Annotated in this window: 17 protein-coding genes; 1 reads left to right on the forward strand and 16 read right to left on the reverse strand. The window is 72.8% G+C overall.

Annotated features, from left to right (window positions below):
• Nucleotides 1-146: 146 nt before the first annotated feature.
• From OF852_RS03905 to OF852_RS03980, 16 genes are all read right to left on the reverse strand, one after another.
• Nucleotides 147-623 (reverse strand): cell division protein SepF, encoded by a 477-nt coding sequence (locus OF852_RS03905; protein WP_271120497.1) that lies wholly within the window; start codon nucleotides 621-623, stop codon nucleotides 147-149.
• A 32-nt stretch (nucleotides 624-655) separates the two neighbouring features.
• The gene (locus tag OF852_RS03910) at nucleotides 656-1336 is read right to left on the reverse strand and encodes a YggS family pyridoxal phosphate-dependent enzyme (protein WP_271120498.1); all 681 of its coding nucleotides are present in this window, start codon (nucleotides 1334-1336) and stop codon (nucleotides 656-658) included.
• Nucleotides 1333-2532, reverse strand: coding sequence for a cell division protein FtsZ (gene ftsZ, locus OF852_RS03915; RefSeq protein ID WP_271120499.1), 1200 nt, complete (start codon nucleotides 2530-2532; stop codon nucleotides 1333-1335). Before ftsZ ends, OF852_RS03910 begins: the two co-directional genes overlap by 4 nt.
• A gap of 146 nt (nucleotides 2533-2678) precedes the next feature.
• A complete protein-coding gene (locus OF852_RS03920) occupies nucleotides 2679-3785 on the reverse strand; it encodes an FtsQ-type POTRA domain-containing protein (RefSeq protein WP_271120500.1) in 1107 nt (368 codons plus the stop codon).
• Between the two features lie 2 nt (nucleotides 3786-3787).
• Nucleotides 3788-5188 carry a UDP-N-acetylmuramate--L-alanine ligase gene (gene murC / locus OF852_RS03925; RefSeq protein ID WP_271120501.1) on the reverse strand — a complete coding sequence of 467 codons (1401 nt, stop codon included), beginning with the start codon at nucleotides 5186-5188 and terminating at the stop codon, nucleotides 3788-3790.
• 5 nt (nucleotides 5189-5193) lie between these two features.
• Nucleotides 5194-6288, reverse strand: a complete 1095-nt coding sequence (locus OF852_RS03930) for a UDP-N-acetylglucosamine--N-acetylmuramyl-(pentapeptide) pyrophosphoryl-undecaprenol N-acetylglucosamine transferase (RefSeq protein ID WP_271120502.1) — start codon at nucleotides 6286-6288, stop codon at nucleotides 5194-5196.
• On the reverse strand, nucleotides 6285-7502 hold the full coding sequence (gene ftsW / locus OF852_RS03935) for a putative lipid II flippase FtsW (protein WP_271120503.1): 1218 nt from the start codon (nucleotides 7500-7502) through the stop codon (nucleotides 6285-6287). Before ftsW ends, OF852_RS03930 begins: the two co-directional genes overlap by 4 nt.
• A complete protein-coding gene (gene murD, locus OF852_RS03940; RefSeq protein WP_271120504.1) occupies nucleotides 7459-8997 on the reverse strand; it encodes a UDP-N-acetylmuramoyl-L-alanine--D-glutamate ligase in 1539 nt (512 codons plus the stop codon). The genes ftsW and murD overlap by 44 nt, the downstream gene beginning before the upstream one ends.
• 2 nt (nucleotides 8998-8999) lie before the next feature.
• A complete protein-coding gene (gene mraY, locus OF852_RS03945; RefSeq protein WP_271120505.1) occupies nucleotides 9000-10127 on the reverse strand; it encodes a phospho-N-acetylmuramoyl-pentapeptide-transferase in 1128 nt (375 codons plus the stop codon).
• On the reverse strand, nucleotides 10124-11521 hold the full coding sequence (locus tag OF852_RS03950; protein ID WP_271120506.1) for a UDP-N-acetylmuramoyl-tripeptide--D-alanyl-D-alanine ligase: 1398 nt from the start codon (nucleotides 11519-11521) through the stop codon (nucleotides 10124-10126). The genes mraY and OF852_RS03950 overlap by 4 nt, the downstream gene beginning before the upstream one ends.
• Nucleotides 11518-13065: a Mur ligase family protein gene (locus tag OF852_RS03955; protein WP_271120507.1), complete on the reverse strand. Its 1548-nt coding sequence runs from the start codon at nucleotides 13063-13065 to the stop codon at nucleotides 11518-11520. Before OF852_RS03955 ends, OF852_RS03950 begins: the two co-directional genes overlap by 4 nt.
• A 75-nt stretch (nucleotides 13066-13140) precedes the next feature.
• Nucleotides 13141-14922, reverse strand: a complete 1782-nt coding sequence (locus OF852_RS03960) for a peptidoglycan D,D-transpeptidase FtsI family protein (RefSeq protein WP_271120508.1) — start codon at nucleotides 14920-14922, stop codon at nucleotides 13141-13143.
• Nucleotides 14923-14947: 25 nt separating this feature from the next.
• Nucleotides 14948-15562, reverse strand: a complete 615-nt coding sequence (locus OF852_RS03965) for a hypothetical protein (protein ID WP_271120509.1) — start codon at nucleotides 15560-15562, stop codon at nucleotides 14948-14950.
• The gene (rsmH, locus tag OF852_RS03970; RefSeq protein ID WP_271120510.1) at nucleotides 15559-16509 is read right to left on the reverse strand and encodes a 16S rRNA (cytosine(1402)-N(4))-methyltransferase RsmH; all 951 of its coding nucleotides are present in this window, start codon (nucleotides 16507-16509) and stop codon (nucleotides 15559-15561) included. The genes OF852_RS03965 and rsmH overlap by 4 nt, the downstream gene beginning before the upstream one ends.
• 97 nt (nucleotides 16510-16606) lie before the next feature.
• Nucleotides 16607-17038, reverse strand: a complete 432-nt coding sequence (gene mraZ / locus OF852_RS03975; RefSeq protein WP_271120511.1) for a division/cell wall cluster transcriptional repressor MraZ — start codon at nucleotides 17036-17038, stop codon at nucleotides 16607-16609.
• A 255-nt stretch (nucleotides 17039-17293) separates the two neighbouring features.
• On the reverse strand, nucleotides 17294-17638 hold the full coding sequence (locus OF852_RS03980; protein ID WP_271120512.1) for a DUF3040 domain-containing protein: 345 nt from the start codon (nucleotides 17636-17638) through the stop codon (nucleotides 17294-17296).
• Between the two features lie 70 nt (nucleotides 17639-17708).
• Between OF852_RS03980 and OF852_RS03985 the strand changes: the two genes are divergently transcribed.
• A complete protein-coding gene (locus tag OF852_RS03985) occupies nucleotides 17709-18827 on the forward strand; it encodes a polyprenyl synthetase family protein (RefSeq protein WP_271120513.1) in 1119 nt (372 codons plus the stop codon).
• Nucleotides 18828-18837 lie beyond the last annotated feature (10 nt).

An 18837-nucleotide genomic window follows, 5' to 3' on the forward strand; every position in this document is an offset into this window, starting at 1 on the left:
CGCGTCATGGACGACGCGACGTCAGGAGTCCGACGCCGTGGGCGGCGGACTCGTCTACCCTACAGCCCCGGCCCTGAGCAACACCAACCACTCCAGTCACATCCACGACACGGACAAGGACCGGGAGCGAGGCGTCGGCGCGCGGCCTACTGGGCGAAGAACTGCGCGTCGACGTCGGAGTCCGGCTCGGCCTGGTCCCCGCTCACCGCGACGTGCTGCGGGGAGAGCAGGAAGACCTTGCTCGTGACCCGCTCGATCTTGCCGTAGAGGCCCTGCGAGAGACCGCTCGCGAAGTCGATGAGCCGGCGCGCGTCGGGCTCCGACATCTGCGAGAGGTTGATGATGACCGGGATCCCCTCGCGGAAGCTCTCCGCGATCGACTGCGCGTCCTTGTAGTGGCGCGGGTGGACCGTGAGGATCTCGTTCATGTCCCCGGGGGCCGTGACGCGCACGGGGGCGGGGCGGCGGAGCGGGGTGACCGGGGCGCGGTCGGCGGCCTTCGGCGCCGGGGCCGCGGCGAGCTGGGTCGCGCGGGGCCGCTCCTCGCGCGCGTCCTGGGGCTCGTCGTACTCCTCGTCGGCCAGACCGAGATACACCATGGTCTTGCGCAGCGGGTTCGCCATCTTCGTCCTCCGTCGTCGGTTCGCTGTCGAGATTAACCGCGCTCGGGGCGCTTTCCCGTGATTGCCGTCCCGATGCGAAGGTGTGTCGCGCCCGCGGCGACCGCCTCGCGGTAGTCGTGCGACATCCCCGCGGAGATCCGGTCGGCCTCGGGTGCGAGCTCGCGCAGGCGCTCGGACTGGCGGCGCACCTCGGCGAAGGCGCGGGCGGGCTCGACGTCGAGGGGCGCGACCGCCATGACGCCGAGGAGGCGGATGCCGCCCCCCGTGAGGACGCGCTCCGCGATGCGCAGCAGCGCGTCGGCATCGCCGGTGCCGCCGCGCCCCGGATCGTCCGTCAGGTTGAGCTGCACGAAGCCGTCGACGATCGGCTCGCCCCCGGCGAGCGCATCGACGACCGAGTCGCGGTCGAGCGAGTGGAGCACGGCCGCGTACTCGCGCACCTGCCGCGCCTTCTTGCTCTGGAGCTGGCCGACGAAATGCCACTCGAGGTCGAGGTCCTCGAGCTCGCGCGCCTTCGCCTGCGCCTCCTGATGCCGGTTCTCCCCCACCTCGTGCACGCCGAGGGCGGCGAGCTCGCGGACGAGCGAGGCGGGGTGGAACTTCGTCACGACGATGCGGGTGACCTCCGCGGGGTCCCGCCCGGCGAGGCGCGCGGCCTCCGCGATCCCGGCATCCACCGAGGCCAGGCGCTCGGCGAGACCCGGCTCGCTCACTTCAGGAAGTCGGGGATGTCGAGGTCGTCGTCGTCATCGAACTCGCGGTCGATGGGCGCCGCGGCCGGGGCCTCCGAGGCGGGGGCGTTCCAGGCGGCGGGCGCGGCGTCGACGGGCGAGGGGGCCGAGCCGACGCTGCCGGGCAGGCCGGCGCCCGCGGCGAGGCCGCCCGCGCCGACCGCCGCGGGGACGCCCGCGTCGACGTAGCTCGCGCGGCGCTCCTGCACGGCCGCGGGCTTCGCGATCGGCTCGCCGCCGTCGAAGCCGGCCGCGATGACCGTCACCCGGACCTCGTCGCCGAGGGTGTCGTCGATGACCGCGCCGAAGATGATGTTCGCCTCGGGGTGGACGGCCTCCTGCACGAGGCGCGCGGCGTCGTTGATCTCGAAGATGCCGAGGTTGGAGCCGCCCTGGATCGAGAGGAGCACGCCGTGCGCGCCGTCGATGGAGGCCTCGAGCAGCGGGCTCGCGACGGCGAGCTCGGCGGCCTTGATGGCCCGGTCGGCGCCGCGGCTCGAGCCGATGCCCATGAGCGCGGAGCCCGCGCCCTGCATGACGGACTTGACGTCCGCGAAGTCGAGGTTGATGAGGCCGGGGGTCGTGATGAGGTCGGTGATGCCCTGGACGCCCGCGAGGAGCACCTGGTCGGCCGTCTCGAAGGCCTCGATCATGGAGATGCCGCGGTCGCTGATCTCGAGGAGGCGGTCGTTGGGGACGACGATGAGGGTGTCGACCTCGTCCTTGAGCGCGGCGACGCCCTGCTCGGCCTGCTGCTGGCGGCGCTTGCCCTCGAAGCCGAAGGGCTTCGTGACGACGCCGATCGTGAGGGCGCCGATGGACTTCGCGACGCGCGCGACGACGGGCGCGCCGCCCGTGCCGGTGCCGCCGCCCTCGCCCGCCGTGACGAAGACCATGTCGGCGCCCGCGAGCGCCTCCTCGATCTCCTCGGCGTGGTCCTCGGCGGCGCGTCGGCCGACCTCGGGGTCGGCGCCGGCGCCGAGGCCGCGGGTCAGCTCGCGGCCGACGTCGAGCTTGACGTCGGCGTCGCTCATGAGCAGCGCCTGGGCGTCGGTGTTGATCGCGATGAACTCGACACCGCGGAGGCCGAGCTCGATCATGCGGTTGACGGCGTTGACGCCGCCGCCGCCCACGCCGACGACCTTGATCACGGCGAGGTAGTTCTGGTTCGAAGTCACGTCCGGCCCCTTCGAGTTCAACCTTCAACCTCTACTTGAGGTTTGAAGTTTTCCTCAATACTCTGAATGTGGCTTCACGGTACGTCGCGCGGTCGGGCGCCCCCCGGACCGAGCCCGCGTGTCGCGGGAAATAACGATCCGTCAGCTCAGCGCCGAGCCCGGAAGACCGCGCTCCCGGGCGCCGAGACGTCGTACTCGCCGGGGCGCGAGGCGTTCGCGCGGATGAGGCGCACGAGCACCTCCGACTTGTGCGAGGAGCGCTCCGCACTCCCCCACACGACGGTGCGACCGCCCGTCATCGTGAAGCTCACGTCGTCCGGCGTCGTCGCCGTCACGGTCCGCACGTTCTCGCGCCGCTCGGGCGGCATCGCGAGGAGCACCTCGGCGATCGCCCGGAACGCGGGCGAGTCGGTCCCGTCGTCCGGCACCCGGACGACCGGGATGCCGGCGGGCCGGCGCTCGAGCGTGTCGACCACGACACCCGCCGGGTCGATGAGCTCGACGCCGCCGTCGATCCGCACCGCGCCGATGGGCGTCCGCTCGACGACGTGGATGATCATCGTCCCCGGCGGCACGAGCTCCGTCGCGTAGCTCTCGATCAGCCGGTACTCGCCCAGCGCCGCGCGGATGCGGCTCTCGTCGAGCAGCGCCAGCGGCGTGCCGAGCTGATCGGAGACGGCGCGCTCGAGCTCGCCGGCATCCAGCCGCGAGGCGCCCTCGACCGTGATCGTGCGCAGCGCCAGCAGCGGCGAGAAGACGGCGACCGCGATCAGCCCGCCGAAGACCACGAGGATCCCGGCCGCCGTGATCCAGGCGATCCGCCTCGTCCGCGCCCGCCGGGTGAAGCGGCGCAGCTCGGAGCGCTCGGCGCGGCGTCGGGCGCGCACGGCTCGACGGAGCTCGGCGCGCGCCTCGCGGGCGGAAGCCGGGGCCGACCGTGTCGCGGGCTCCGCGGACTCCCGCGCCGGAGTCGCCCCGGCCGTCGCGGACGGACCCGCCTCGTCCGACGACCCCGCCTGGTCCGACGGCCCCGCGGTCCCGGGTCCGACGATCGCGATCGGCTCCGTCGTCGGCTCCCCGGCCTCCGCGCTCCCGGCCGCCTCCGCCGCGCCCGCATCCCGATCCCGCTGCGAGCGGGAGCGCCAGACGCGCTCCGCCTGCTCGCGGAGCCCGCTCCCCCGTCCCAGCGCGGGCCGCGCCGGCTTCTCGGGCGGTGCCGGCGCCGGCCGGTCGAACCCCTCGGGCCGCTTCACGCTCAGCCCCGCGGCTCGTCGCCCAGGGCGTCCAGGATCTGCGGGATGATCCGGTACACGTCGCCGCAGCTCAGCGTCATGACGAGGTCGCCCTCGCGCGCCAGCTCGGCGACGCGATCGGCCGCCTCCTGCCAGTCCGGCCGGTAGGAGACGCGGTCGGCGTCCGCGAAGCGCTCGACGACGAGCGCGCCCGTGACGCCCTCGATGGGGTCCTCACGCGCGCCGAAGACGTCGAGCACGACCGTGTGGTCGGCGAGCTCCTCGTAGACGGCGGCGAACTCGCCCGCCATGTCGCGGGTGCGGCTGTACAGGTGCGGCTGGTGCACCGCGATGACGCGGCCCGCGCCGACCACCGAGCGCGCCGTGCGGAGCGCCGCCTCCACCTCGGTGGGGTGGTGGGCGTAGTCGTCGTAGACGCGGACCCCGCGCACGGCGTCGTGGAGCTCGAAGCGGCGCCCCGTCCCGCCGAAGCCGGCGAGCGCATCCATCGACTCCGCGAGCCCGTAGCCGAGGCCCAGGAGCACCGCGACGACGCCCGTCGCGTTGACGCCGTTGTGCTCGCCCGGGACGCCGAGCACGGTGCGGTGCTCCTCGCCCTGCCAGCCGAGGGTCAGCCGGATCGTGTCGCCGGCCTCGATCGCGAGGATGCGGAGCTCGGCGTGCTCGGCGCGGCCGAAGCGGATGATCCGGGGGCCCGTGAGCGCGTCGGCGACGGCGGCGGCGCCCGGGTCGTCGGCCGAGATCGCGACGAGCTCGGAGGCGCGGCCCGCGAAGTCGATGAAGGCCTGCTGGAAGGCCTCGCGCGAGCCGTAGTGGTCGAGGTGGTCGGCGTCGACGTTCGTCACGAGCGCCACCGCGGTGTCGTAGAGGAGGAAGCTGCCGTCCGACTCGTCCGCCTCGACGACGAACAGCTCGCCCGCACCGTGGGCGCTCGAGACGCCCAGGTTCTGGATGACGCCGCCGTTGACGAAGCTCGGGTCCGCGTCGAGCGCGCGCAGCGCCGTCACGAGCATCCCCGTCGAGGTCGACTTGCCGTGCGCGCCCGCGACCGAGACGAGCCGGCGCCGGGAGATGAGCCAGGCGAGCGCCTGCGAGCGGTGGAGGACCGGGAGGCCGCGCTCGAGCGCGAGCTGGTACTCGGGGTTGTCCTGCCAGAGGGCGCCGGTCACGACGAGCGTGTCGGCGACGCCGACGTTCTCGGCCGCGTGGCCGATCGCGATCCGGGCGCCGAGCGCGCGCAGCTCGCGGACGGCGTCCGTCTCGCGGAGATCGGAGCCCGTGACCGTGTGGCCGGACTCCAGGAACTGGCGCGCGATGCCGCTCATGCCGGAGCCGCCGATGCCGACGAAGTGGAGGCGGCCGAGCTCCTCGGGGAGCTGGAGCGAGAGGTCCGGCTTGATCATCGCCCCTACCCTACGGTCCCGGCGCCCGCGCCGCCGACCGCCTCGAGGAGCAGGTCGACCATGCGGTCGGCGCCGTCGCGGCGGCCGACGCCGACCATGCGCGCGGCCATCTCCGCGACCGAGGCGCGGTCCTCGAGCAGGGCCACGAGGGAGGTCTGCGCCCACTCCGGCGTGAACTCCGCGTCGGAGACGAGGATGGCGCCGCCCGCGTGGACCGCCTCCCGGGCGTTCACGCGCTGCTCGCCGTTGCCGACCGGGTACGGGATGTAGACGGCGGGGATGCCGAGCGCCGCGAGCTCGCTCGCGGTCGTCGCCCCCGCGCGCGAGACCGCGAGGTCGGCGATCGAGAGGGCGAGCTCCATGCGGTCGCAGTACGCGAGGAGGCGGTAGCCGGCGAGTCCGGGATCGGCGAGCGCGTCCCGCTCCCCGGCGATGTGGAGCACCTGCCAGCCCGTGCCGAGGAGCGCGGGGATCGCGGCCGCGAGCGTGCGGTTGATGCTGCGCGCGCCCGTCGAGCCACCCGTGACGAGCAGGGTCGGCTTGAGCGGGTCGAGCTCGAAGATGTCGAAGGCCGCGGCGCGGGCCGCCGCGAGGTCGAGGCGCTCGATCTCACGCCGCAGCGGCATCCCCACGACCCGCGCGCCGCGGAGGCGGGTGCCCGCGAAGGCGACGCCGACATGGTCCGTCAGGCGCGCGCCGAGGCGGTTCGCGAGCCCCGGCCTCGCGTTCTGCTCATGGATCGCGATCGGCGTGCCGAGGCGGCGCGCGGCAAGGTACGCCGGGGCCGAGGCGTAGCCGCCGAAGCCCACCACGGCATCCACCGCGTGCTCCTCCATGAGGGAGGCCGTGCGGTCGATCGAGGCGCGGATGGCGCCCGGGAAGCGCAGGGCCGCGGCACCGGGACGCCGCGGGAAGGGCAGCCGCGGGATCGTGAGCAGCTCGTAGCCGCGCGCCGGGACGAGGCGGGCCTCGAGACCCTCGGCGGTGCCGAGCACGAGCACGCGGGCGTCGCGCTCGCGCTCGCGGAGGCGGTCGGCCGTCGCGAGGAGCGGGTTCACGTGACCGGCGGTGCCGCCGCCGGCGAAGAGGTAGGTCGTCACGAGGCGGCGGGCTCCGGGTCGGTGCGGCGTCGGGCGAAGGAGAGGACGACGCCGACGGCCGCGAGGGTCGTCACGAGCGCCGAGCCGCCCGAGGAGATGAGCGGGAGCGGGACGCCGAGCACGGGGAGGAGGCCGAGCACCACCGCGATGTTCACGAAGGCCTGCCCGACGATCCAGACCATGGCCGTGCCGGTCGCGATCTTCGCGAAGCGGTCGTGCGACATCCGCGCGATGCGGACGAAGGAGACCGCCATGATGCCGAAGAGCACGAGCACGACGACGGCCCCCACGAAGCCGAGCTCCTCGCCGATGACGGCGAAGATGAAGTCGTTGTCGGCGGCGGGCAGCCACGACCACTTCGAGGTCGAGTTGCCGAGGCCGACGCCGAAGGGGCCGCCCGAGGCGAGCGCCCACCAGCCGTGGAGCGTCTGCCAGCAGTAGCGGTCGTAGTCGGCGTCGTTCACGCAGCCGGAGAGCCAGGCCTCGATGCGCTCGCGCCGGTTGCCCTCGCTGACCGCGACGAAGAGGAAGCCGACGACGCCGATGATCGCCGTGCCCGCGGCGATGATGCGGAGGCGGACCGCGCCGAAGAAGAGCGCGCCGAGCACCATGAGCAGCATGATCGAGGCGGTGCCGAGGTCGCCGCCGACGAGGACGAAGCCGATCGCGGCACCCGCGACGGGGCCGATCGGGATGAGCACGTGCTTCCACTGGTGCAGCAGCGCGCTCTTCGAGGTGATGACGGCCGCCATCCAGATCACGAGCGCGAGCTTCACGAACTCGGAGGGCTGCAGCGAGAAGCCCGCGATGCGGATCCAGTTGTTGTTGCCGCCCGTGCCCCACCCGATGCCCGGGACGAAGACGAGGAGCTGGAGGCCGACCGCGCCGATGAGGAGCCGCCAGCCCCAGCGCCGCCAGAAGGTCGCGGGCATCCGCGCCGCGATGAGCATGATCGGGATGCCGATCGCGGCGAAGAGCGCCTGTCGGGCGAAGTCGCCGAAGAAGTCGCCCTCGTTGTTGAGGCTCGAGGTCACCGAGGAGGAGGAGAGCACCATGACGAGGCCGAAGGCGACGAGGAACAGCGTCGTGCCGAGGAGCCAGAAGTACTCGGGGGTCTCGGCCCCGAAGAGGCGCTTGACGACGACGACCGCGCCGCGGCCGCGCGGCGGCTCAGCCGGCCGATCCGCCGTCCTGGGGGGTCGCGTCGTCGTCATGCGATGCTCCTCCCGCCTGCGCCCGGACGGCCTCGGCGAAGCGCCGGCCGCGGTCTGCGTAGTCCTCGAACTGGTCCATGGATGCCGCCGAGGGCGCGAGCAGCACGACATCCCCCTCGCGGGCCATCTCGGCTGCCGCCCGCACGACCGCGGGCATCACCTGCTCAGTCTCCGTCGCATCCACCTCCACGACCGTCACGCCGGGCGCGTGTCGCGCGAACGCGGCGAGCACCGCGGTGCGATCGGCGCCGATCACGACGGCGCCGCGCAGGCGCTCCGCGTGCCGGCCGACGAGCGGCGCGACGTCGACGCCCTTGAGCAGGCCGCCGACGATCCAGACGACGCGCTCGTAGGACTGCAGGGCGGCGTGGGCGGCGTGCGGGTTCGTCGCCTTCGAGTCGTCGACCCAGCGGACGCCGCCGACCTCCGCGATCGTCTCGGTCCGGTGGCCGTCCATGCGGAAGGCGCGGATCGCCGCCCGGATCGCGGCCGGCTCGACGCCCGCGGCGCGCGCGAGCGCGGCGGCGGCGAGCACGTTCTGCACCGAGTGCGGCGCGCCGAGGCCCGACTCGCGGAGGTCGTCGAGCGTCGCCAGCTCGAGGGCGCTCGTGCGGCGCGCGTCGAGGAAGGCGCGGTCGGCGAGCAGGTCCTCGACGAGCCCGAGATCGCTCGGGCCGGGGATGTCGAGCCCGAAGCCGATCGCGCGGCAGCCCTCCTCGACCTCCGCCTCCTCGACGAGATGCATGGTCGCCTCGTCCGCGCGGTTGTAGACGCAGGCGACGCGGGTGTGCTCGTAGACGCGGCCCTTCGCGGCGCGGTAGGCCTCGCGGCCCCCGTGCCAGGCGAGGTGGTCGTCGTCGATGTTGAGGACGACGCTCGCGAGCGCGCGCACCGCCCCGCCGTCCGCCGCGGCGCCGGGGCGGTTGATCCAGTGCAGCTGGTGGCTCGAGAGCTCGACGACGAGGGCGTCGAAGCCCTGCGGGTCGCGGATCGCGTCGAGGACGGGGATGCCGATGTTGCCGGCGGGGGCCGCGCGCAGCCCGCCCGCGACGAGCATGCTCGCGGTGAGCTGCGTCGTCGTCGTCTTGCCGTTCGTGCCGGTCACGCAGATCCAGTCGGCGGGCGCGCCCACCTTGTCGCGCAGGCGCCAGGCGAGCTCGACATCGCCCCAGACGGGCAGACCCCGGGAGGCGGCCCAGCTCGGGAGGGCGTGGCTCGGCGGGTAGCCGGGCGACACGATGACGAGCTCCGGCTCGAAAGCGTCGAGCTCGGCGGGGACGAGGGCCTCGTCGGGCTGCTCGGCGAACCGCGCGCCGATGACCTCGAGCAGCTCGCGGTGCTGCCCGCGCGAGCGGTGCGCCGTCACGAGCACCTCGGCACCGAGCTCCACGAGGGTGTCGGCGGCGGCGAAGCCGGAGACGCCCAGGCCGAGGACGACGACGCGGAGCCCGCGCCAGTCCGCGTGCCAGCTCGTCAGGGCGGAGAGATCCCGCATGCTCAGCCGCTGATCCACTCGAGATAGAACAGGCCGACGCCCGAGGCGACGAAGAGGCCGGCGATGAGCCAGAAGCGGACGACGACCGTCACCTCCGCCCAGCCCTTGAGCTCGAAGTGGTGGTGCAGCGGGCTCATCAGGAAGATGCGCTTCCCCCTCGTGATCTTGAAGTAGGCGCGCTGCACGATGACCGAGCCCGTCACGATGAGGAACAGGCCGCCGATGAGGACGAGGAGGAGCTCGGTCCGGCTGAGGATCGCGAGCGCCGCGAGGGCGCCGCCGAGCCCGAGGGAGCCGGTGTCGCCCATGAAGATCTGCGCGGGGCTCGTGTTCCACCAGAGGAACCCGATGAGGCTGCCGGCGATCGCCGCCGCCGCGACCGCGAGGTCGAGCGGATCGCGCACGACGTAGCAGTTCTCGACGTTCTCGGGCAGCAGGTTCACACCGCCGCACGCCTGGTTGAACTGCCAGAAGCCGATGAAGATGTAGGCCGAGATCGCGAAGATCGAGGCGCCCGAGGCGAGGCCGTCGAGGCCGTCCGCGACGTTGACGCCGTTCGAGGCGCTCACCACGATGATGTTCGTCCAGAGCACGAAGACGATGACCATCCCCGCGGTGCCGAAGATCGCGAGGTTGAGCCACTCGATCTCGCGCACGGCCGAGAGGAAGACCGTGAAGCCGTTCGGGTGGTCCGGCCCGTAGCCGGCGGCGGTCAGGTCGTTCTCGTCCGGCGCCGTGAGGGCGAGGACGGCGAACACGGTGCCGACGATCACCTGCCCGGCGATCTTCGCCCAGCCGCCGAGGCCGAGGCTGCGCTGCTTGCGCGTCTTGAGGAAGTCGTCGACGAAGCCCACGATCCCGAGGCCCACCATGAGGCCCAGGACGAGCACCCCGACACGCGTCATCGGCTCGTCCGCGACGAGGTGCCCGACGACGTAGCCGAGGCAGGCGCCCAGGATGAAGACGATGCCGCCCATGGTGGGCGTGCCCTTCTTCGCGTGGTGGGTCTGCGGCCCGTCGTCGCGGATGAACTGGCCCCAGCCGATCCGGTTGAAGACCCGGATGAAGACGGGCGTCATGAACAGCGTGAAGAACAGGGCGAAGGCGCCGGCGATGAGGAGCGCGATCATGCGGAGGCCTCCCCGAGGCGGTCGCCGAGGAAGCGCAGGCCCGCGGAGTTGGAGGACTTCACGAGCACGACATCACCGGAGCGGAGCAGACCACGCAGGACATCGTAGGCGGCATCCGCGTCCTCGACGAGGATCGACTCCCCGTCCCACGAGCCCTCGAGGCCCGCGGCGTTGTGGATGTGGCGGGCGCCGTGCCCGACGACGACGAGCTGGCGGATGTCGAGCCGCACCGCGAGCCGGCCGATCCGATCGTGCTCCTCATCCGCGACCTCCCCGAGCTCCGTCATCTCGCCGAGGACGGCGACCGTGCGCCGCTCCCCCGCGACCTGCGCGAGCGCCTTGACGGCCGCGGCCGTCGAATCCGGGCTCGCGTTGTAGGCGTCGTTGATGATCGTGACGCCGTCCGCGCGCTCGAGGACCTCCATGCGCCACCGCTCGGCACGCGCGACGCCCTCGAGCGCCGGGATGGCGCGCGCCAGCGGCACCCCGAGCTCGCGGGCGACCGCGAGGGCCGCGAGGGCGTTGTAGACGTGGTGCTCGCCGAGGATGCGCAGGCGGACCTCGTGCGACGCCTCGCCGATGCGGAGGCAGAAGGCCGTGCCCTCGGCGCTCGCGCGCACGTCCTCCGCGCGCACCTCCGCGTCCGGGCCGAGTCCGAAGCCGATGACGCGCGCGGCGGTGAGCTCGCGCATCGCGGCGACCCGCGGGTCGTCGAGGTTGAGGATCGCGGCGGCGGCCGCCGGGAGGGTCCGCACGATCTCCGACTTCGCCCGCTGGGTGACCTCGATGCCGCCGAACTCGCCCGCGTGGGCGAGTCCGACCTTGAGCACGACCGACACGTCGGGCGTCGCGATGTCGACGAGCCGGGCGATGTCGCCCTCGGAGCTCGCGCCCATCTCGACGACGAGGAAGCGCGTCTCGCGGTCGATCCGCAGCATCGAGATCGGGGCGCCGACGTGGTTGTTGAAGGAGCCGCGCGGGGCGATGGTGGGGCCTTCGGCCCCGAGGATCTCGCGGAGCAGGTTCTTCGTCGTCGTCTTGCCGTTCGAGCCCGTGATGCCGACGACCCGCAGCCCGCCGAGCGCGCGCACCTCGGCGACGACGTGGCGCGCGAGCGCCTGGAGCGCCGCGACGCCCGAGTCGACGACGACGACCGGCACGGGCAGCTCGAGCGGACGCTCCGCCACGACGAGCGCGGCGCCCGCCCGGGCGGCCTCCGCCGCGTAGTCGGCGCCGTCGAGGGCCTCGCCGCGGTAGGCGACGAAGATGGAGCCCGGCCCGACCTCCCGCGAGTCCGTCTCGACGGAGCCGTCCACGAGGAGCTCGGGGTCGGCCCCGGCGGAGAGCTCGCCGCCGACGACGCGCGCGAGCTCGCCCAGGCGCAGCGCGATCACGCCCAGCCCGCCTCTCGCAGCGCCGCGCGGGCCTCGTCGCGCGCCGAGTACGGCGTGCGGACGCCGCGGATGTCGCGGTAGTCCTGGTGCCCGGGGCCCGCCCAGAGGATCGAGTCGCCTTCGCGCGCGAGCTCGACGGCGGCGCGGATGGCGGCCTCCGGCGGGCTCACCTCGAGGGTCCGCTCCGGCTGATGCTCCGCGAGCGCGGCGCCCTCGAGGAGGGTGCGGCGGATGGAGGCCGGGTCCTCGAAGCGCGGGTGGTGGTCGGTGATGACGAGGATGTCGCAGCCCTCGGCCGCGACGCGCCCCATCTCGTGGCGCTTCGTGGCATCCCGGTCGCCGTCCGCGCCGAAGACCATGATCGTGCGGCCGGGGGTGAAGGCGCGGACCGCGCCGAGCGTGTTCTCGAAGGCGTCGGGGCTGTGGCCGAAGTCGACGAAGACGCTCGGCCCGCGGTCGCCCGAGACCCGCTCGGTGCGCCCGGGCAGGTAGGCGCGGATGCCGCCGTCGGCGTCGAGCGCCTGGCCGATCGCCTCGAGCTCGAAGCCCGCCTCGACGAGCATGACGATCGCGAGTCCCGCATTCGCCGCCATGTGCCAGCCGATGAGCGGGACCCGCGTCGTGAGCGCGCGCCCGTCGGGGCCCGTGAGCCGGAACTCACTGAAGGCCGGCTGCTCCTCGAGGAGCTCGAGGGTCCACTCCGCCTCGACGCCCGGTGTCGCCGAGATCGTCGTCACGGGGATGTGCGAGGCCTCGACGACGCGCCGCCCGTACGCGGTGTCGAGGGAGACGACGCCGCGGCGCCCGAACTCAGGCGTGAAGAGCGGCAGCTTCGCCTGGAAGTACTCCTCCATGTCGGCGTAGTCGTCGAGGTGGTCGTGGCTGAGGTTCGTGAAGCCGACGACGTCGAAGCAGATCCCGTCGACGCGGTTGCGCGAGAGCGCCTGCGCGCTCACCTCGATCGCGACGGCGCGGACGCCGGCCTCCCGCATCCGGGCGAGGAGGGCGTGCATCTCGCTCGCCTCGGGTGTCGTGAGGCGGCTCACGACCGTGAGGTCGCCGATGTGGCGCTCGGAGGTGGAGCTGAGGCCCGTCACGAGGCCGAGCTGCCGGAGGATCCCCTCGAGGAGATAGGAGGTGGACGTCTTGCCGTTCGTCCCGGTCGTGCCGAAGAGGAGCGGGGCGTCCTCGCGCGTGCGGTAGACCCAGGCGGCGAGCTCGCCGAGCGCCTCGCGCGGCTCCTCGACGAGGAGGATGGGGAGCCCGCTTCCGGCGGCGAGCTCGGCGCCCGCGGCATCCGTCGCGATCGCGACCGCGCCGCCCTCCGCGGCGGCCGTCGCGTAGCTCGCGCCGTGGCTGTTCGCGCCCTGGACCCCCACGTAGAGGTCGCCGGGGTGCAGATCGCCCGTGCTCAGCGTGATGCCCGAGATCTCGATGCCGTCGACGGCGCCGCGATGCTCGAGCTCGAACTCCTGGACGAGTCGGGCCAGCGATCGCGGAGAGGGGTGCTCCGGTCGCAGTACGGGCGGGATCCGAGAGCCCACGCTTCCTCGCTTCTGCTCGACGAGCGGTTCATTGACAGCCTGCCGCGATCCGGGGCGACCCGGTCCGCGGTCCGCTCACCACTCCAGCTGGAGATCCGGCGCCGGCTTCGTGGAGGGGGTGATCCGGAAGGTCTTGATGACCTGCTTCATGATCTGGTTGAAGGTGGGCGCCGCCGCGGCGGACGTCTTGATGGTATCGGGCTTCGCGAAGGTCACGACAATCGCGTACTCGGGGTCCTCGGCCGGGACCAGGCCCGCGACCGAGACGATGCGCTCGGCGCCGTAGCGCCCGTTCTCGGCGACCTCCGCGGTCCCCGTCTTCGCGCCGATGCGGTAGCCCGGCACCTGGAGGATCGGGCCGAGGAAGCCCGTGCTGACGACCGTCTCCATCATCTGCACGGTCGAGTCGGCCGCGTACTCGGAGACGACGCGCGTGCCCTTCCCGCTCGGGACCTGCGTCGTCGTCCCGTCGGCGTTCTCGCATCCCTCCACGAGCGACAGCGGGATCTTGACGCCGCCGTTGCCGAGGGTCTGGAAGATGCCGGCGACCTGCGCCGAGGTCGCGGTCATGCCCTGCCCGAACTGCTGGGTGATGTTCGTGATCGAGTCGAGCTGATCGGCCGGGATGAGCGAGCCGCTCGACTCGCCGTAGAAGTCGACGCCGGTGGGCTCGCCCATGCCGAAGGCCTTGAGGTAGTCGTGGCGCGCCGTCTTCGAGGGGAGCTTCTCGGTGAGCGCGGCGATGCCCGTGTTCGAGGAGTTCATGAGGACGCCCGCGGTCGTGTAGTGGAGGTCGTCGTGCGCCCAGGCGTCCGAGATGTAGCTGCCGGCCGGCAGCCCCTTCGTGTAGCGGCCGACGGCCGTGACCTTCGTCGTCGGGGTGATGACGCCCGCGTCGATGTAGGAGGCGATCGTCGCGGCCTTGACGGTCGATCCGGGCTCGTAGGGCGAGGAGAACAGCCGCGCGCCGAGCGCCGAGCGGTCGGCGCCGCCGGGGTCGTTGGGGTCGACCGTCGGCCAGTCGGCGGCCGCGCGGATCTTGCCCGTCTTCACCTCGACGACCATCGCGGTCCCCCATTCGGCGCCGAGCGACTCGCCCTGCTCCGCGAGCGCCTGCTGCGCGTACCACTCGAGGTTGGAGTCGATCGTGAGGCGGATGTCGCCGCCGTCGCGCGCCTTGCGCGTGACGACCTCGGTGCCGGGGAGCTGCACGGAGTCCGCGCTGAGCTCGACCGTCGACGTGCCGTTGCGCGAGCGCAGGCAGTCGTCCTGCGCGATCTCGAGTCCCGCCTGCGGCCCGTCGGTCCCGATGAAGCCGACGAGGTTGCCGGCGACCTGGCCGTTGGGGTAGGTGCGAGAGGGCACGTACTCGTCGTAGATGCCGGGCAGCTTCAGCTCGCGGACCGCCTTGAGCACACCGAGCTTCACGTTCTTCTTGATGTAGACGAAGTCGGACTCCGGGTCCTTCGCGAGCGCCGCGGCGATGATGTCGTAGATCTGCTGCGGCTTCTGCCCCGTGATCTCCCCGAGCTCCGCGAGCCACTGCTCGAGCGGGACGTGGACCTTCTCGCCGTCGCGGAAGTAGTCGTAGCCCTCGGCGTCGATGTTCTTCGGGCTCGCCGTGATGTTGTAGCGCTCGACGCTGTCGGCGAGCACGACGCCGTTCGTGTCGACGATGTCGCCGCGGATGCCGTAGTCGACGAGCGAGAACACGCGCTTCTGGTCGGAGGCCTCGTTGAGGTCCTCCGCCCGCACGAACTGGAGTTCGGCGAGGCGGACCGAGAACAGCGCGACGATCGCGAAGACGGCGATGACGGAGGCGGCGAGACGGCGGCGGGTGCTCCGGGCGTGGCTCACGGGTGCTGGGCTCCCCTTCTCGGTGCTATCGGGTGGTCGGGGACGGGAGCGTGGTGTCGCCGCCCTCCCGGCTCGATCCCGACGATACGTTCTCGCGCTGCTCGGAGCGCGCCGACTCGCCCTCGCTCGTCGAGGCGCCCGACTCGCGCGACTCGGCGCGCTCGAGCGCCTTCGGGTCGACGACCATGCTCGCGTCGATGAGGCTGTTGCCGATGCGGTTGCGGCCGTCGGTGAGGCTCCCGCCCGCGGGTGTCGGCGTGCCGGAGACCTTGCCGGTCGCGAGGTCGAGGAACACGGGGTTCCCGCTTGCGACCATGCCGAGCTTCTCGGCGTTCCGGATGAGGTTCTGCGTCGAGCTCCACGTCTCGGCCGACTCGGCGAGGTCCTGCTGCGTGCGCACGAGGTCGCGCTGCTCAGCCTGGAGCGCCGAGATCTCGTAGGCGCCCTCCGCGGCGACGATGCTGAGGAGCAGCTGCGCGAGCAGGATGACGCCGATGCCGCCGACCGTGACGAGGGCGTAGACGATGCGGGGTCGCGCGCGCCGCTGGGCGCGGCTCGGGGCGACCTCGAGATGCCGGCGCGGCTCGAGCTCGCGCTCGGGTGCCGGCGCGGGCAGCGCGTGGGCGAGGTTCGTGCTCATGCGGCCTCCCGGATCCGCTCGGCCGCGCGGATGCGGACGGATGCCGCGCGGGGGTTGTCGGCTCGCTCGGTCTCGCCCGCCTGCTCGGAGCCGCGGACGAGGAGCTTCAGCTCGGGCCGGTGCTCCGGCAGCTCCACGGGGAGCCCCCGGGGCGCCGTCGAGGTCGAGCGGCGCTGGAGCTCGCGCTTCACGATGCGGTCCTCGAGCGAGTGGTACGCGAGCACGACGATCCGACCGCCGAGCTCGAGCGAGTCGACCGCGGCGGGGATGGCGCGCTCGAGCACCGAGAGCTCCTGGTTGACCTCGATGCGCAGCGCCTGGAAGACGCGCTTCGCAGGGTGGCCCGCGCGTCGGACGGCGGCGGGCGTCGCGGCGGCGATGACGTCGACGAGGTCGCCCGAGCGCACGAAGGGCGCCGTCCTCCGTCGCTCGACGATCTTCTTCGCGAAGCGCCCGGCGAGCTTCTCCTCGCCGTAGACGTGCATGATCCGACGGAGCTCGGCCTCGTCGTACTCCGCGAGGACCCGCTCCGCGGTGAGCGCGCTCGAGGCGTCCATGCGCATGTCGAGCGGGGCGTCCTGCGAGTAGGAGAAGCCGCGCTCGACCTCGTCGAGCTGCATCGACGAGACGCCGAGGTCGAAGAGGATGCCAGAGATCGCGGGGATGCCGAGCCTCTCGAGCGCCTCCGGCAGCTGGTCGTACACCGTGTGGACGAGGTGGACGCGGTCGCCGAAGCGCTCGAGCCGCTCCCCCGCGAGGCGCTGGGCGTGCGGGTCGCGGTCGAGGCCGACGAGCACGAGCTCGGGGAAGCGCTCGAGGAGCGCCTCGGCGTGCCCGCCGAGGCCGAGGGTCGCGTCGACGAGGACGGCCCCGGGTCGCTCGATGGCGGGCGAGAGCAGCTCGATGCTGCGCTCGAGGGCGACGGGGATGTGGCGGGGCTCGGTCATGTCCTGCGGTGCCGGCCCTCGGATCCGATCCCCATCCTCTCGGCCTGACACCGGGGAAGGTGCGTCAGGGCGAGCGGCTGGAGGTCGCATCCCAGGGTCAGAAGAGGCCCGCGATCACCTCCTCGTCGGTGTCAGCGAACTCCGCCTCGGTCTCGGCGTAGTAGGCGTTCCAGGCGGCGGTGTCCCAGATCTCGGCGCGCGTGCCCGTGCCGATGACCGTGAGCTCCCGGTCGAGGCCCGCGTAGTCGCGGAGCATCGTCGGCACCGTGACGCGCCGCTGCTTGTCGGGGATCTCCTGCGTCGCCCCGGAGAGGAACAGGCGCAGGAAGTTGCGGCTCGCCTTGCTCGTGAGGGAGGCCTGCCGGATGCGGTCGTGGACGTTCTCGAACTCGCGCTGGCTGAAGAGGTAGACGCAGTGCTCCTGGCCGCGGGTCATGACGAGACCGCCCGAGAACTCGTCCCAGAACTTGGCGGGGAGGACGATGCGGCCCTTGTCGTCGAGCTTGGGCGCGAACGTGCCGAGCAGCATGCGGGCCCCCTCTCCTCCGGCCAGAACCCAGGTCTGCTCCACTTTACTCCACTCTCAACCACAAAAACAGTGCAGACGCCCCGAACTGGGGCCGTGTCGCGAGAACTCGCCTGCAAATGCAGGCGAGTTGGCGGTGGAGGAAGGTGGAGGAGAATTCCGTACCGTGGAAGATTCCGGGCACGAAAAAAGCCGGCCCGAAGGCCGGCTGCCGAATTCGAGCTCGCGCCGCGCGAGCCCGGTGGGGGTCGGAGGGGGCTAGCCCTCGCGGCCGCCCCGCTCGAAGGAGTCCGCGAAGCCGCTCGCCTGACGGCGGGCGTCACGCGCCTCGGCCGCGCGGCGGATGCGGCGCGGCGGGGCGATCGCGAAGAGAGCGCCGCCGAACATGAGCACGAAGCCGAGGATGCCGACGACCGGGAGCTTGAGCCCGACGCCCACCAGGAGCGTCACGACCCCAGCCAGGCCGATGAGGATGCCGATCGCGATCGCCGTGTAGTTCGCCCGGCCCTTCGCGCCCACCGTCGCGACGTAGTCCGCGTCGTTGTGGTAGAGGCTGCGCTCCATCTCATCGAGGAGACGCTGCTCCTGCTCCGACAGTGGCATCTCGGGCTCCGATCGTGGCGGCGTGTTCGGGCCACCATTCTAGGCTTCCCCGCCTGAGTAGGCTAGGCACGTGGCTGAGAGTTTGCGCTTCACCGATCTCGTGCAGGAGCGCATCGACCGGGCGCTCGAGGCGCACGCATCGCACCTGGCCGAGATCGCTCCGGAGCTCGCCGACATCACCCGCATCGCGGGCGACCTTCTCCAGGGCGGCAAGCGCTTCCGCGCACTGTTCTGCTACTGGGGGTGGCAGGCCGTCGCGGGGCTCGAGGACGAGGAGGGCCCGCTCGACAGCGGCCGCTCCGCCGAGCACCTCCCCGCCGTCGTCGAGGTCGCCGCCGCGCTCGAGATCTTCCACGCGGCCGCCCTCGTGCACGACGACATCATGGACAACTCCGACCTGCGACGCGGGCGCCCCTCCGCGCACCGGCGCTTCGAGGCGATCGCGCACGAGCTCGGACTCGCGGGCGACCGGGCGGCCTTCGGGCGCAACGGCGCCCTCCTGCTCGGCGACCTCCTCCTCGGCTGGAGCGACGAGCTCCTCGACGAGGGGCTGCGCCGGCTCGACGACGGGGCCAGGATCGCGGCGCGCCTGGAGTTCACGCGCATGCGCACGGAGGTCACGCTCGGGCAGCACCTCGACATCCTCGAGGAGGGCTCCTGGCGGGGTCGCGACGACGAGGACCTCATCCGCCGGGCGCACCGCGTCATCCTCTTCAAGGCCGCCAAGTACAGCGTCGAGGCTCCGCTCGCGATCGGCGCCTCGCTCGCGGGGGCCTCGCTCCCGCAGCTCGAGGCGCTGCGGGCCTACGGCCTCCCCGTCGGCGTCGCCTTCCAGCTGCAGGACGACCTGCTCGGGGTCTACGGCGATCCGGCCGAGACGGGGAAGCCCGCGGGCGACGATCTCCGCGAGGGCAAGCGGACCGTGCTCATCGCCCTCGCACGGCAGGCCCTGCCGCCCTCGGCGGCCCGCCTGCTCGACGAGCTGCTCGGGGACCCGGAGCTGGATGCCGGTCAGATCTCCATGCTGCAGTCGACCGTCCGCGACTCGGGCGCCGTCGCCAAGGTGGACCGCATCATCGGCCACTCGGTGCGCACGGCACGCGCGGCGCTCGGCCAGGCGCCGCTCAGCCGCGCCGCTCGCGAGGAGCTCTCACGGCTCGCCGACGCGGTGACCCGCCGCTCGAGCTGAGGCGGGTGCG

Origin of the sequence: Homoserinibacter sp. YIM 151385 (genome assembly GCF_027912415.1) — a bacterium.
Lineage (GTDB): Bacteria > Actinomycetota > Actinomycetes > Actinomycetales > Microbacteriaceae > Schumannella.